This window comes from Caulobacter sp. GW822-FHT07D08, from assembly GCF_058798735.1.
Genome location: NZ_JBXAKU010000008.1, coordinates 103,865 through 117,321 on the forward strand (window position 1 = coordinate 103,865; position 13,457 = coordinate 117,321).

A 13,457-nucleotide genomic window follows, 5' to 3' on the forward strand; every position below is an offset into this window, starting at 1 on the left:
ATGACCGACGACATCTCCGTCTCTTCCGCCTATGCGGACAGCCATGCGGGCCGCCGCGCCAAGGCCCATCGCGCCTGGCGATCGGCGGAGAGCATCAAGCGCATCTCCGACCGGCTGATCGGCATCGGCCCCATCGGCCTGGGGCTGGACGGCGTGTTGGCCTGGGTGCCGGGCGCGGGCCTGGTCTACGGCCTGGGGGCGGGCGGCCTGTTGATGTTCCACGCCGTCCAGGGGGGCGCGTCGGCGGGGACCTTGCTACGCATGGGCGCCTATCTGGCGATCGACAACGTTTCGGACACCGTGCCGGGTCTGGGCTGGGCGATCGACACCCTGTTCCCCGGCCACCTGATGGCCGCCAAGGCGCTGCAGAAAGACATCGAGGGCCGCCACGGCCTGCCCGAGGAGATCGCCTTCGAGCGCTCACAGAAGCGGCGCGGATTGTTCGGCCACAAGAAGGGCGGCTAGCGGATCGGCGGCAGGTCGGCCAGGCGCAGAGAGACGCTGGGCAGGACCAGGGAGGTCACCGTATCCTCGGCGACATGACGCGCGACGTCACGATAGACGCCGTCGATCGGATCGCGATGGATGGTGATCGTGTCGGTGTTCACGTCCACGACCCAATAGTCCCGCACACCGTGTTCAGCATAGAGCTCGGCCTTGAACGCGAGATCGCTTCGGATCGACGATTGAGCAACCTCGATGACGAGCCCGACATTCGTTCCATCCACGGCCCGTAGCGGAAGATCAGCGTCGTAGAGATAAAGGTCGGGATCCGGTGCATTGGTTGGCGAAAGCCGCAGCGTTGATTCCACCATCACCTGCACGGCCTCTCCGGCCGACAGAATGAAGCGCCTGGCGATCTGCATTTTTACACGTGAATGCAGGTCACCTTCAGAAGCCATCTCGACCAGAGCTCCATCGATCAACTCGACGCGAGCGCTCTCATCGAGGATGCCGGCCTCCTGCATGCGCAGCACATCGTCCAGCGTGAAGCGGTGCTGTTGCGAGGTCTCCAACGCTCGGACGAGGGCGTTCATGAGAGCTAGCGTACCATGCGGGCGACCACCCGCACAGCACTTCGCTAAGCCGCTTCCTGCGTGTAGCCCAGCTGGCGGTTCAACTTGTCCAGCAGCTCGATCGCCGCCTCGGCGATGACGGTGCCGGGCGGGAAGATCGCCGCCGCTCCCGCGTCGCGGAGGGCCTGGAAGTCCTGGGGCGGGATGACGCCGCCCACGACCATCAGGATGTCGTCGCGGCCCTGCTTGGCCAACTCGGCTTTCAGCTCCGGCGCCAGGGTCAGGTGGCCGGCGGCGAGGGAGCTGGCGCCCACGACGTGGACGTCGTTCTCCACCGCCTGGCGGGCGGCTTCGGCGGGGGTCTGGAAGAGGGGCCCGATGTCGACGTCGAAGCCGAGATCGGCGAAGGCCGTGGCGATGACCTTCTGGCCCCGGTCGTGGCCGTCCTGGCCCATCTTGGCGATCAGGATGCGCGGGCGGCGGCCATCGGCCTGCTCGAAGGCCTCGACCATGGCCTTGGCGCGGGCCGTCGTCGGATCGTTTCCGGCCTCCTTCATATAGACCCCTTGGATCGACTTGATCTCGGCGCGGTGGCGGCCGAACACCTTCTCCATCGCCAGGCTGATTTCGCCGACCGTGGCCTTGGCGCGCGCCGCGTCGACGGCCAGCGCCAGCAGGTTGCCGGTCCCGCGCGCGCCGTCCTCCAGCGCCTTCAGGGCCCGCTCGGTCTCGGCCGGATCGCGCTCGGCCTTCAGGCGGGCCAGCTTCTCCAACTGCTGGGCGCGAACCGAGCCGTTGTCGACCTTCAGCATCGGGATGTCGTCGGCGACCTCGGGCTTGTAGCGGTTGACGCCGACCACGCTCTGGCGATTGGCGTCGATGCGGGCCTGGGTCTTGGCGGCGGCTTCCTCGATGCGCAGCTTGGGAATGCCCTGCTCGATGGCCTTGGCCATGCCGCCGGCGGCCTCGACCTCCTCGATGTGGGCCAGCGCCTTCTGGGCCAGTTCATACGTGAGACGTTCGACGTAATAGCTGCCGCCCCACGGATCGGCGACGCGGGTCGTGCCGCTTTCCATCTGCAGGAAAAGCTGGGTGTTGCGGGCGATGCGGGCCGAGAAGTCGGTCGGCAGGGCCAGGGCCTCGTCCAGGGCGTTGGTGTGCAGGCTCTGGGTCTGGCCGTTCACGGCGGCCATGGCCTCGACGCAGGTGCGCGAGACGTTGTTGAACACGTCCTGCGCCGCCAGCGACCAGCCGGAGGTCTGGCTGTGGGTGCGCAGGGAGAGCGAGCGGTCGTCCTTCGGCTCGAACTCCCGCTTCATCAGTCGGGCCCAGAGCAGGCGCGCGGCCCGCATCTTGGCGACCTCCATGAAGTAGTTCATGCCGATCGCCCAGAAGAACGAGAGGCGTGGCGCGAAGGCGTCGACGGACATTCCAGCGGCGACGCCCGCGCGGACATATTCGACGCCGTCGGCCAGGGTGTAGGCCAGTTCCAGGTCGGCCGTCGCGCCGGCTTCCTGCATGTGATAGCCGCTGATCGAGATCGAGTTGAACTTGGGCATGTTCGCCGAGGTGTAGGCGAAGATGTCCGAGATGATCCGCATCGAGGGCGCGGGCGGATAGATGTAGGTGTTCCGCACCATGAACTCTTTGAGGATGTCGTTCTGGATCGTCCCCGACAGCTTGTCGGGCGAGACGCCCTGTTCCTCGGCCGCGACGATATAGAGCGCCAGGATCGGCAGCACCGCGCCGTTCATGGTCATCGACACGCTCATCTTGTCGAGCGGGATGCCGGAAAACAGCGTCCGCATGTCCAGGATCGAGTCGATGGCGACGCCCGCCATGCCGACATCGCCCTTTACCCGCTCGTGGTCGCTGTCATAGCCGCGGTGGGTGGCCAGGTCGAAGGCCACCGACAGGCCCATCTGACCGGCCGCCAGATTGCGGCGGTAGAAGGCGTTGCTGTCCTCGGCGGTCGAGAAGCCGGCGTACTGCCGCACCGTCCACGGGTTCGTCACGTACATGGTCGGGTAGGGACCGCGCACGTAGGGCGCGACGCCCGGATAGCCGCCCAGGAAGTCGAGGCCCGCCACGTCGTCGGCGTCGAACGCCGGGGCGACCGCGACGCCTTCGGGCGTGTTCCAGGCCGCGCCTTCCGGAGCGGGCGCCGAAGCGACCTCGGCGAAGTCGATCGTGGTGAAGTCCGGGAACTTGCTCATGGCTTACGCACCCTCGAACGCGGCGGCGAAGCGCACCGGCTTCAGGGCCGGGCAGTGGCTGTCTGGGCCGGGCAGGCGGACGTCGGGGCCGGCGACGGCGAAGGCGGCCGGATCGGGCGTCTCGACCTCCGGGACCTTGTCGTCGGCGTTGGGGAAGACCGTGACGCCCAGGATCTTGCGGGACTTATCGGCGAAGGCGGCCTCCTGCGCCGCCCGGGTCTTGGCCACCGCTTCGGCGACGAGGCCGTTCTCCAGCGCCTTGATGATCCCGCCGGCGCCCTCGATGGCCTGGAAATAATCCCAGGCGGCGCGGGCCAACTGGTCGGTCAGGCTGTCCAGGTACCACGCTCCCCCGGCCGGGTCGGCGACACGGCCCAGATTGCTCTCTTCCATCAGCACCAGCTGGGTGTTGCGGGCCTGGCGGCGGGCGAAGGCGGTGGGCAGGCCGATGGCGTCGGTGAAGGCGTCCAGCAGGATCGCGTCGGCCCCGCCGACGGCTCCCGCGAAACCGGCCGAGGTCAGGCGCAGCAGGTTGGTCCAGGCGTCGGCCTTGGCCAGCATCCGGCGCGAGGAGCGGGCCTCGATCCTCGGCGCGACGCTGACGCCACACGCGTCGGCCAGGCGCGCCCACATCGCCTTGGCGGCGCGGACCTTGGCGACGCCGGTGAAATATTCCCCGTCGAGGCTGACGCCCAGCACGATCCGACCGAAGGCGTCCTCCAGGGTCAGACCCGAGCGCACCAGGGCCTTGGCGTAGGCCAGGGCGCTGGCGATCATCACGGCCAGTTCCTCGGTGTTCGAGCCGCCAGCCTCATGCGCGGCGCGGCCGGTGGCCAGGAACAGGCTGGCCTTGGCGTAGGTTCCGGCCAGGCGCGAGGCGACCGTGGCGGCGTTGAAGACGTGGCTCTCGATCGGGCCGGGGCTGACGCCGGCGACCGCGAAGGCGGTCAGGGGATCCAGGTGAAAGGCCAGCGGCGCGTTGGGCGCCGCCTTGGCCAGAGCGCCCAGCCAGTCGGCCGCCTTCGGGCCCAGGAAGCCGGCGTCCAGGGCGACGGGGGCCAGGTCCAGCAGCACGCCCGACAGCGCCTTGGCCAGGTCGTCCGCCGAGCCGACGGCGACGCCGTCCACGCCCGCGGGATCGAGCCGCAGCAGCACCGAGGCCGCGCCGCCCTCGAGGTCGACCATGATGTCCTTGGCCGCGCGGGCCGGGTCGGGGTGAGCGGCGCGGGTGCGCAGGTCCCAGGGGCGTTCGGGATCGCGCGCGCGCAGGTCGCGGGCCACGGCGACGCCGTCCTCGGCGGTGTACAGCGGCTGGATCGTCAGGCCGTCGGGCGTCTTGACGGTCAGGGCGTCGTCGAAACTCTGACCTTTCAAGGTCTTTTCGACCAGGGCCATCCAGCGAGCGCGGGTCGCCGCGTCGCCTTGGGCGCCAAATTCCTCGGCCAGGGGCGTCGTCGCGACGGTCAAAGCGTCTGTCTCCTGCGGTGCAGCATTTCTTGTCTTTTGAACGGTGATGCGCTCCTGCCCTTAGGGCCGTCAAGCCATGCGCCAAGTCTTCTCTTCGCCTTGCATCCGAGCCAAACGCGCGTTTAATCTGATCGGTGATCACATATTCGGCGTCTCAAGCCGAACTCCAAAGGGGAGCCTTTCATGGCCTTGCCGCCTATCCTGCGTGACCGTCTGCGCCTGCCGGTCATCGCCTCGCCGCTGTTCATCATCAGCAATCCGGACCTGGTGATCGCCCAGTGCAAGGCCGGCATCGTGGGCTCGTTCCCGTCGCTGAACGCCCGTCCGATCTCGCAACTGGACGAGTGGCTGCACCGCATCACCGAGGAGCTGGCCGCCCACGACAAGGCCCATCCCGAAGCGCCCAGCGCGCCGTTCGCGGTGAACCAGATCGTCCACAAGACCAACAACAGGCTCGAGGAGGACATCGAGCTGTGCGTGAAGCACAAGGTCCCGGTGGTCATCACCTCGCTGGGCGCGCGTGAGGATCTCAACGCGGCGATCCACTCGTACGGCGGCATCACTCTGCACGACGTCATCACCGACCGCTTCGCCCGCAAGGCCATCGAAAAGGGCGCCGACGGTCTGATCCCGGTCGCGGCGGGCGCGGGCGGCCATGCCGGCACCCTGTCGCCGTTCGCCCTGATCCAGGAAATCCGCCAGTGGTTCGACGGGCCGGTGGCGCTGTCGGGCTCCATCGCCTGCGGTCGCTCGATCCTGGCCGCCCAGGCCATGGGCGCGGACCTGGCCTATATCGGCTCGGCCTTCATCGCGACCGAAGAGGCCAACGCCATTGAGGGCTACAAGCAGGGCATCGTCGAGGGCCGCGCCGACGGCATCGTCTATTCGAACCTGTTCACCGGCGTGCATGGCAACTACCTGCGGGCGTCGATCGTCGCCGCGGGCCTGGATCCCGACAACCTGCCGGTCAGCGATCCGTCCAAGATGAGCTTCGGCTCGGGCGGCAACCAGGAAGCCAAGGCCTGGCGTGACATCTGGGGCTCGGGCCAGGGCATCGGCGCGATCGACAAGGTGCTGCCGGCCGCCGAACTCATCGCGCGCTTCGCCGAAGAGTACGAGCAGGCCAAGGCCGAACTGGCGGCCAAGACGGCGCTGACGTCCGGAATTCACTTGGCTTTCGCCGCCGAATAGGCGGGCGAGGCACGGGGACGGAGCCGCTTCCGTCCCCGGCCTTCGCGACGAGGTGATGCTGGGAGCGACTTCAACTCGCTCTCGGAGCCGCCTCATGCCCGATCCTGTTTTCAGCGACGTCACGCCTCGCCTGGGCCTGCCCTATGTGGTGGCCGCCCAGGCTCAGAAACACATCCCGATCAATGAGAGCCTGGCCCGGCTGGATGGCCTTGTGCAGTTGGCCGTCGAGAGCCGGTCGGTTTCGGCCCAGCCAGCCAGTCCGGTCGCTGGCGGCGTCTGGATCGTGCCGGCCAGCGCCACGGGCGCGGCCTGGGCGAGCCAGCCCTCCGGCGTTCTGCTGCGCTTCGAGGCCGGCGCCTGGGAGCCCCTCGCGCCCGCCGAGGGCGTACTGGCCTGGGTCAAGGACGAGAACCAGATGGTCGCCTTCGATGGCGCGGCCTGGACGCCGCTGTCGGCGACGTTTCGCGGCACGACCGCCGCCCAGACGCCTAACCTCGCCAACACCCGCCTGGAGATCCTGGAGCAGGAAGTGACCTTGTCGGGCGCTTCGACCGCGACGGGCATCGCCATCCCCAACCGCGCCATCGTGCTGGCTGTATCGACCCGCACCACGGTCGCGGTGACCGGGGCGGCCTCGTACAACTGTGGCGTCTCGGGCGATGCGAGCAAGTTCGGCGGCTCGCTGGGCGTCGCCAGGAATTCCAGCAACATCGGCGTGGTCGGGCCGACCGCCTACTACGCCGACACCCCGGTGCTGATCAGCGCGGTCGGCGGCAGCTTCGTCACAGGCAAGGTGCGGGTGGCGATCCATGTCTTGCGCTTCGACCCGCCGGCTTCTGTCTAAGCCCTCCCCAGCGAGGGGGAGGGAAGATTGACCGGCCGTCCTCCCTCCGCTACACGCGCCTTACCTTTGGGGAGTAGCCGCCCGCATCTATCAGCGGGCCCCGCCGTCAACACACTTGCTGCTTCGGGAGCATGGCGCGGGGAATGGAAGCGATTTCGAGCTTCCTTGGCGAGACCAATGGCGCCGATTTTCATCCGGGCCGGGTGGACGTCGACGCTATTGGCATGCGCCCGGCCCGGAGGACTATTTTCAGTGGAAGCCCTGCTCGTCTCGACCCTGGTCGTGGCCATCGCCGAGATCGGCGACAAGACCCAATTGCTGGCCATCATCCTGGCCACGCGGTTCAAGAAGCCTGTCCCGATCATTCTTGGCATCCTGGTCGCCACCCTGGCCAACCACGCCCTGGCCGCTACCGCCGGCTACTGGGTGTCGGACTTCCTGAGCGGCGCCTGGTTCAAGTGGGCCATCGCCATCTCGTTCATCGCCATGGCCGCCTGGGCCCTGATCCCCGACAAGGCCGATGACGAGGAAGGGGCGAGCGCCGGTCGCTACGGCGTCTTCGTGACCACGGCCGTCGCCTTCTTCCTGGTCGAGATGGGCGACAAGACCCAGATCGCCACCGTCGCCCTGGGCGCCAAGTTCCACTCGATCTTCTGGGTCGCCGCCGGCACCACCCTCGGCATGATGCTGGCCAACGTCCCGGCCGTCTATCTGGGCGAGGCGGCGACCAAGATCGTGCCGCTGAAGTACGTGCGGATGGGCGCGGCGCTGATCTTCCTGTTGTTGGGTCTCTGGCAGGTGGCGGAGTTGACGGGCGTGCTCAAATAACCCCTAAACCGACTTCCCCGGCGAAGGCCGGGGCCCAGATCGTAAGGCTCCGCGTCGCCAGGCTTGGCGGATGCTCAGGCTGAACCTGGGTCCCGGCTTTCGCCGGTAGGATCGGATTTTGGGGATGTGGATGACCGCTCGCGACTGGGAATTCTGGATCGACCGCGGCGGCACCTTCACCGACATCGTCGCGCGGCGGCCCGACGGCGCGTTGGTCACCCACAAGTTGCTGTCGGAAAATCCCGAGCACTACGCCGACGCCGCCGTGGCGGGCGTGCGGGCGCTACTGCCGGAAGGCGCGGGCGTCGACGCGGTGAAGATGGGCACCACCGTCGCCACCAACGCCCTGCTCGAGCGTAAGGGCGAGCCGACGGTCCTGGCGATCACGGCGGGTCACGCCGACGCCCTGCGCATCGGATACCAGGCGCGGCCCAAGCTGTTCGAGCGCCACATCGTCAAGCCGGAAGCCCTCTACGACCGCGTGGTCGAGATCGACGAGCGGATGAGCGTCGAGGGACAGGTGTTGCGCCCGCTGGACGAGAGCGCCGCACGGGCGAGCCTGCAAGCGGCTTTCGACGAAGGCTTCCGCGCCATCGCCGTCGTGCTGCTGCACGGCTTCCGCTTCACCGACCACGAGGCGCGGGTCGCCGCGATCGCGCGCGAGATCGGCTTCAGCCAGGTGTCGGTCAGTCACGAGGTCAGCCCGCTGATGAAACTGGTCGGGCGCGGCGACACCACCGTGGTCGACGCCTATCTGTCGCCGATCCTGCGGCGCTATGTGGACCAGGTGGCCGACGCGCTGGGTCGCGACACCCGGCTGCTGTTCATGCAGTCGAACGGCGGCCTGACCGATGCACGGGCCTTCCGGGGCAAGGACGCCATCCTGTCCGGCCCGGCCGGCGGCGTGGTCGGCATGGCGCGGACGGCGGGCGAGGCCGGCTTTGATCGTGTCATAGGCTTCGACATGGGCGGCACCTCGACCGACGTCTGCCACTATGCCGGCCAGTACGAGCGGGCGTTCGAGACGGTGGTGGCTGGGGTGCGGATGCGCGCGCCGATGATGAACATCCATACCGTAGCGGCCGGCGGCGGCTCGATCTGCGGCTTCGACGGCGCGCGGCTGCGGGTGGGGCCGGCCTCGGCGGGCGCGGTCCCGGGGCCGGCGGCCTACCGTCGGGGCGGCCCGCTGACGGTCACCGACTGCAATGTCATGCTGGGCAAGCTGCGGCCTGAGTTCTTCCCCAAGGTGTTCGGCCCGAACGCCGACCAGCCGCTGGACGCCGATGCGGTGGCGGGCGGCTTCAGGGCGGTGTCGGCCCAGATCGAAGCCGCGACCGGCAAGGCCATGACCCCGCAGGACGTGGCCGAAGGCTTCGTCACCATCGCCGTCGAGAACATGGCCAAGGCCGTGCGGCAGATCTCGATCCAGCGCGGCTACGACGTCACCCGCTATGTCCTGGCCTGTTTCGGTGGCGCGGGCGGGCAGCACGCTTGTTTGGTGGCCGACGCCCTGGGCATGACCAAGGTCATGATCCACCCGTTCGCCGGGGTGTTGAGCGCCCATGGCATGGGCCTGGCCGACCTGCGCCTGATCCGCGAGGAGACGGTCGAGCGGCCGCTGGACCAGGCGGGCGACCTGGCCGATCGCGCGAAGGTGCTGGCCGCGGAAGCGGAAGCGGCCTTGCGCGCCCAGGACGTGCCGATGGCCTCGGTCGAGACCGTCGCCAGCCTGCGGGTGAAGTACGCCGGCACCGACACGCCCCTGGTCGTGCCGTTCGGGGATACGGTGCGTGAGGACTTCGAGGCGCTGCATCAACGCCGTTTCGGCTTCACCTCGCCGACGACGCCGCTGGTGGTCGAGACCCTGTCGGTCGAGGCGATCGGCCACTCGGACGCCGGTTCGGAACCGGATTTTGAGTCCGGCGCGTCCAAGGGCGAGCCCGAGCCGCTGGCGACGGTCGAAACCCGGATGGCGGGCGTGAGCCATACGACGCCGGTCTTCGACCGCGAGGCCCTGGCCGTCGGCGTCGAGATCCTCGGCCCGGCCATCATTCGCGAAGCCACCGGCACGACGGTCGTCGAGCCCGGCTGGCGCGCGACCGTGGACGCCCGTCTGAACCTGATCCTCGACCGCGTCGTCGCCCTGCCAGCCCGCAAGGCCATCGGGACCGAGGCCGACCCGGTCATGCTGGAGGTGTTCAACAACCTCTTCATGGCCGTGGCCGAGGAGATGGGTTTCGCCCTCCAGAACACCGCCTACTCGGTCAATATCAAGGAGCGGCTGGACTTCTCCTGCGCGCTATTCAGCCGCGACGGCGACCTGATCGCCAACGCGCCGCACATGCCGGTGCACCTGGGCTCGATGGGGGACAGCGTGCGGGCCATCCGTGAGGCGCGCGAGGGCGACGGCCGCGGCATGAAGCCGGGCGACGCCTATATGCTCAATGCCCCCTACAAGGGCGGCACCCACCTGCCGGACGTCACGGTGGTCATGCCGGTGTTCGACGCGGCGGGCGCCTTGCTGTTCTACGTCGCCGCGCGCGGGCACCAGGGCGACATCGGCGGCATCACGCCGGGCTCGATGCCGCCGACCAGCAAGACGGTCGAGGAAGAGGGCGTCTTGATCGAGAACTTCCTGCTGGTCGAGGGCGGCCGGTTCCTGGAGGGCGAGACCCGCGCCCTGCTGGCCTCGGGCAAGTGGCCGGCGAGAAATCCCGACCAGAACATCGGCGACCTCAAGGCTCAGATCGCCGCCTGCGCGCGCGGCGCCGAGGCCCTGACCTCCATGGTCGCCGAATTCGGCCAGGACGTCGTCGAAGCCTATATGGCCCACGTCCAGGACAATGCCGAAGAGGCCGTCCGTCGCGTACTGGCGAAGATGGAAGGCGGATCGTTCGCCTACGAACTGGACGACGGGGCGGTGGTCCGCGTGGCCATCACGGTCGACCGCCAGGCCCGCACCGCCCGCGTGGACTTCACCGGCACCAGCGACCAGGTCCCGACCAATTTCAACGCCCCGGCCTCGATCTGCCGGGCGGCGGCGCTGTATGTCTTCCGCACGCTCGTGGACGACGAGATCCCGATGAACGACGGCTGCCTGCGGCCGGTCGAGCTGGTCATTCCCGAGGGATCGATGCTGCGGCCGCGCTATCCGGCGGCGGTGGTGGCCGGCAATGTCGAGACTAGCCAGGTGGTGGTCGACGCCCTTTATGGCGCGCTGGGCGTGATGGCCGGGGCCCAGGGGACGATGAACAACTTCACCTTCGGCGACGCGCGGCGCCAGTACTACGAGACCATCTGCGGCGGCTCGGGCGCGGGACCGGACTTCGCCGGGACCGACGCCGTCCAGACCCACATGACCAACAGCCGCCTGACCGATCCCGAGGTGCTGGAGACCCGTTATCCGGTGCTGGTCGAGGCGTTCTCGATCCGGCGCGGTTCGGGCGGGGCGGGCGCGCATCGCGGCGGCGACGGCGTGGTGCGCAGGATCGGCTTCCGCGAGCCGATGACCGCGACCTTGCTGTCCAATCGCCGCCGCGTGCCGCCGTTCGGCCTGCGGGGCGGGGGCGCGGGCCAGGTCGGCAAGGCGTGGGTCGAGCGCGCCGACGGAACGGTCCAGCCCATGGCCGCCACCGATCTCGTGGAGGTCGGCGCGGGCGACGCGATCGTCATCGAGACGCCGGGCGGCGGCGGTTGGGGAGAAGCCTGATGGCCAAGGCCAGCGTACTGTTCGTCTGCATGGGCAACATCTGTCGCTCGCCCCTGGCCGAGGGCGCGTTCCGGGCGGAAGCCGATCGGCTGGGCCTGGAGGTCATGGTCGACAGCGCGGGCACTGGCGGCTGGCACAGGGGCGATCCGCCGGACCCCCGCGCCATCGCGGTGGCGCGGCGTAACGGCGTCGACATCGGCGGCCTGAAGGCGCGCCAGGTGAAGCCTGACGACTTCCGGACCTTCACCCACATCTACGCTCTGGACCACGACAACCTGCGCGGCCTGCTGCAGGTCGCGCCGTCCGATGCGACCGCCGAGGTCGGGCTGTTGCTGGATCTGGTCGAGGGGCATCGGGGGCGGGCCGTGGCCGATCCCTACTACGGCGACGACGCCGGGTTCGACGTGACTTGGAGTGACGTCGTGCAGGCGGCCCAGGCGCTGGCGCGGCGGTTGGTGGATGAGGGCTGGTCTCGGGCCTAGTGCAGCGTCGGTCGCCGCGCGTGCGAAACCATCACCTCCGGCTCATCGAACCGCATCGGCAGCGCCATGCCGTCATTGGCCAGGGCCGTGTTCAGGAACCGCGCCATCACCGTGACGCTCTCGGGGGTGATCACCAGGTCCTCGATCAGGCGGCCGGCGATCTCGGGCGAGGCGGGGCAGACGCCGCAGGCGGTGATCAGGCGCTGTTCGTCGTCCGCATAGCCCTCGCAGCAGGGCGCGGAGACGCAGAGCGGACGGCGGACCTGGCCTTCGATGGCGCTCATCATCAGGATGAAGGCGGTGGCCACGCGGGGCGAGACCAGGGCGCCGGCCTTTTTTGACAGGCGCTGACCTGGCTCTTCGCCCAGGACGCGGGCGGTGACCCATTGGCGGAGCATCCAGAGCAGGATCCGCTCGCCGTCGGCCAGGCCGACAGGGCCGCAATGGTTCAGGTGGGTCTCTGAGAAAGGGTCGGGCCGCACGCCGGAAATCTCCTCGCCAAGCAGGGGGCCGACACCCGCCGTGGCGAACCGATCTCGGTGAGCGGCCCGACGCGTTCTTGCGAACACATCGCAACTAGATGGGATGTCTAGTTGCGAGTCAATTGCAAAAGCGCGTCCGTCCGATCTAGCCGCCGAAACCGCCCTTATAGCTGCCGCTGCTGGCATAGCTGCGACCGCCGCCGAAGCCGCCGCGCGAGACCACGGAAGTGCGGGTCTGGACCTTGGGCGGGGCGTTGCGGATCGCGTCGGGCGGGTCGATGCTCTCGCGGCTGATGACCGTGCGGCCGGTGCTGTAGTCGCGGCCCAGGCGCCCCCCCCAGGTCGAATAGTAGCCGCCGCCATAGCGGTCGTCCTGGCGATAGAGGCCGGTGCCGCGATAGCCGCCGCCGTCCAGCATCCGGCCGATCACGAAGCCGGCCAGCAGGGGCGTGAAGAAGTTGCCGCCGTTGTTGTAGCTGCGCGGCACGCAGTTGCCGGCGCCATAGACCTCCTCGCACGAGGCCCGGGCCTCGTAGCGCGGGGCGTCCTTGGCGTCGTCCTTCTGGGCGGCGGCGTAGGAGGTGTCGCACTGGGCGTCGGAGACCTCGTTGGCCGCCTTGCACTCTTCCAGGGTCTTGTAGCTGAAGGCCTCGACCTGCTCGCCCTTGTTGGGATCCCAGCTGGCCTGGCCGGCGGGATCGTCGCACCCGGACAGGGTCAGGGCCGTGGCGCCGGCCAGCATGGTGGTCAGCTTCAGTGAGCTCGAGCGTTTGCGCGGGGTCATCGCTCAGGTCCTCAAGAGGTCATGCAGGCGGCGTTCAACAGGCCGACCGCGATCGAGATGCCGGCCAGATAGATGCCGATCGAGACCTCGTTGGCCTCGATCCGCGCCTTGACGTCGGGCAGGGCGATCAGGCGCACGCCGGTGAACGCGGCGATCTGGATAATCCCCGCCAAGGTCGCCCAGGCGGCGAGCTCCGGCAGGCTGACCGTGTGGCTCAGGGCCGAAGCCAGCGGCAGGGCGTAACCGATCAGCGCGCCGGCCAGGGCGATGGCCGCCGAGGTGTTGCCCGCCCGGATCAGGCTCTTCTCGTTGTAGGGCGTCACCCACTGGTAGATGTACTTAAAGGCGATCGTGAACAGGCCGGCCACGACGAAGGCCAGCAGGAACGCGGTCGCGCCGTCCTGGAAACTGGTGAAGTCGAACATCTGGGTTTGTCCC

At 68.8% G+C, this 13,457-nt stretch carries 12 protein-coding genes; 6 read left to right on the forward strand and 6 right to left on the reverse strand.

Features of this window, described 5'->3' with window-relative positions; translation table 11 throughout:
* Entirely contained in the window at positions 1-465 is a 465-nt protein-coding gene (locus AC1RJ9_RS16215) for a DUF4112 domain-containing protein (RefSeq protein ID WP_492837928.1), read from the forward strand.
* On the opposite strand, the gene AC1RJ9_RS16220 is transcribed toward AC1RJ9_RS16215, so the two are convergent.
* From AC1RJ9_RS16220 to AC1RJ9_RS16230, 3 genes are read right to left on the reverse strand one after another with little or no spacing between them, the layout of a single operon-like run.
* Positions 462-1,037, reverse strand: coding sequence for a Uma2 family endonuclease (locus AC1RJ9_RS16220; RefSeq protein ID WP_492837929.1), 576 nt, complete (start codon positions 1,035-1,037; stop codon positions 462-464). The two genes, AC1RJ9_RS16215 and AC1RJ9_RS16220, sit on opposite strands and share 4 nt — an antisense overlap.
* A gap of 44 nt (positions 1,038-1,081) precedes the next feature.
* Entirely contained in the window at positions 1,082-3,232 is a 2,151-nt protein-coding gene (scpA, locus tag AC1RJ9_RS16225) for a methylmalonyl-CoA mutase (protein ID WP_492837930.1), read from the reverse strand.
* Between the two features lie 3 nt (positions 3,233-3,235).
* Complete coding sequence (locus AC1RJ9_RS16230) at positions 3,236-4,627, reverse strand: methylmalonyl-CoA mutase subunit beta (RefSeq protein ID WP_492838077.1); 1,392 nt, start codon at positions 4,625-4,627, stop codon at positions 3,236-3,238.
* Between the two features lie 255 nt (positions 4,628-4,882).
* Between AC1RJ9_RS16230 and AC1RJ9_RS16235 the strand changes: the two genes are divergently transcribed.
* The 5 genes from AC1RJ9_RS16235 (at position 4,883) to AC1RJ9_RS16255 (ending at position 11,753) form a co-directional block, all read left to right on the forward strand.
* The gene (locus tag AC1RJ9_RS16235) at positions 4,883-5,890 is read left to right on the forward strand and encodes an NAD(P)H-dependent flavin oxidoreductase (RefSeq protein WP_492837931.1); all 1,008 of its coding nucleotides are present in this window, start codon (positions 4,883-4,885) and stop codon (positions 5,888-5,890) included.
* A 94-nt stretch (positions 5,891-5,984) separates the two neighbouring features.
* Positions 5,985-6,734: a DUF2793 domain-containing protein gene (locus tag AC1RJ9_RS16240; protein ID WP_492837932.1), complete on the forward strand. Its 750-nt coding sequence runs from the start codon at positions 5,985-5,987 to the stop codon at positions 6,732-6,734.
* 252 nt (positions 6,735-6,986) lie between these two features.
* Entirely contained in the window at positions 6,987-7,562 is a 576-nt protein-coding gene (locus AC1RJ9_RS16245; RefSeq protein ID WP_492837933.1) for a TMEM165/GDT1 family protein, read from the forward strand.
* A gap of 130 nt (positions 7,563-7,692) precedes the next feature.
* The gene (locus AC1RJ9_RS16250) at positions 7,693-11,271 is read left to right on the forward strand and encodes a hydantoinase B/oxoprolinase family protein (RefSeq protein ID WP_492837934.1); all 3,579 of its coding nucleotides are present in this window, start codon (positions 7,693-7,695) and stop codon (positions 11,269-11,271) included.
* A complete protein-coding gene (locus AC1RJ9_RS16255; RefSeq protein WP_492837935.1) occupies positions 11,256-11,753 on the forward strand; it encodes a low molecular weight protein-tyrosine-phosphatase in 498 nt (165 codons plus the stop codon). The genes AC1RJ9_RS16250 and AC1RJ9_RS16255 overlap by 16 nt, the downstream gene beginning before the upstream one ends.
* On the opposite strand, the gene AC1RJ9_RS16260 is transcribed toward AC1RJ9_RS16255, so the two are convergent.
* From AC1RJ9_RS16260 to AC1RJ9_RS16270, 3 genes are all read right to left on the reverse strand, one after another.
* Complete coding sequence (locus tag AC1RJ9_RS16260; protein WP_492837936.1) at positions 11,750-12,235, reverse strand: hypothetical protein; 486 nt, start codon at positions 12,233-12,235, stop codon at positions 11,750-11,752. The genes AC1RJ9_RS16255 and AC1RJ9_RS16260 overlap by 4 nt on opposite strands.
* A gap of 145 nt (positions 12,236-12,380) precedes the next feature.
* Entirely contained in the window at positions 12,381-13,019 is a 639-nt protein-coding gene (locus AC1RJ9_RS16265) for a DUF1190 domain-containing protein (RefSeq protein ID WP_492837937.1), read from the reverse strand.
* Positions 13,020-13,030: 11 nt separating this feature from the next.
* Positions 13,031-13,444, reverse strand: coding sequence for a DUF350 domain-containing protein (locus AC1RJ9_RS16270; RefSeq protein ID WP_492837938.1), 414 nt, complete (start codon positions 13,442-13,444; stop codon positions 13,031-13,033).
* Between the last annotated feature and the right edge of the window lie 13 nt (positions 13,445-13,457).

What these genes read in the sequence shown, in the direction of transcription:
- AC1RJ9_RS16215 (WP_492837928.1), top strand. Translation starts at nt 1, where the DNA reads ATGACCGACGACATCTCCGTCTCTTCCGCCTATGCGGACAGCCATGCG.
- AC1RJ9_RS16220 (WP_492837929.1), bottom strand. Translation starts at nt 1,037, where the DNA reads ATGAACGCCCTCGTCCGAGCGTTGGAGACCTCGCAACAGCACCGCTTC.
- scpA (WP_492837930.1), bottom strand. Translation starts at nt 3,232, where the DNA reads ATGAGCAAGTTCCCGGACTTCACCACGATCGACTTCGCCGAGGTCGCT.
- AC1RJ9_RS16230 (WP_492838077.1), bottom strand. Translation starts at nt 4,627, where the DNA reads ATGGCCCTGGTCGAAAAGACCTTGAAAGGTCAGAGTTTCGACGACGCC.
- AC1RJ9_RS16235 (WP_492837931.1), top strand. Translation starts at nt 4,883, where the DNA reads ATGGCCTTGCCGCCTATCCTGCGTGACCGTCTGCGCCTGCCGGTCATC.
- AC1RJ9_RS16240 (WP_492837932.1), top strand. Translation starts at nt 5,985, where the DNA reads ATGCCCGATCCTGTTTTCAGCGACGTCACGCCTCGCCTGGGCCTGCCC.
- AC1RJ9_RS16250 (WP_492837934.1), top strand. Translation starts at nt 7,693, where the DNA reads ATGACCGCTCGCGACTGGGAATTCTGGATCGACCGCGGCGGCACCTTC.
- AC1RJ9_RS16265 (WP_492837937.1), bottom strand. Translation starts at nt 13,019, where the DNA reads ATGACCCCGCGCAAACGCTCGAGCTCACTGAAGCTGACCACCATGCTG.
- AC1RJ9_RS16270 (WP_492837938.1), bottom strand. Translation starts at nt 13,444, where the DNA reads ATGTTCGACTTCACCAGTTTCCAGGACGGCGCGACCGCGTTCCTGCTG.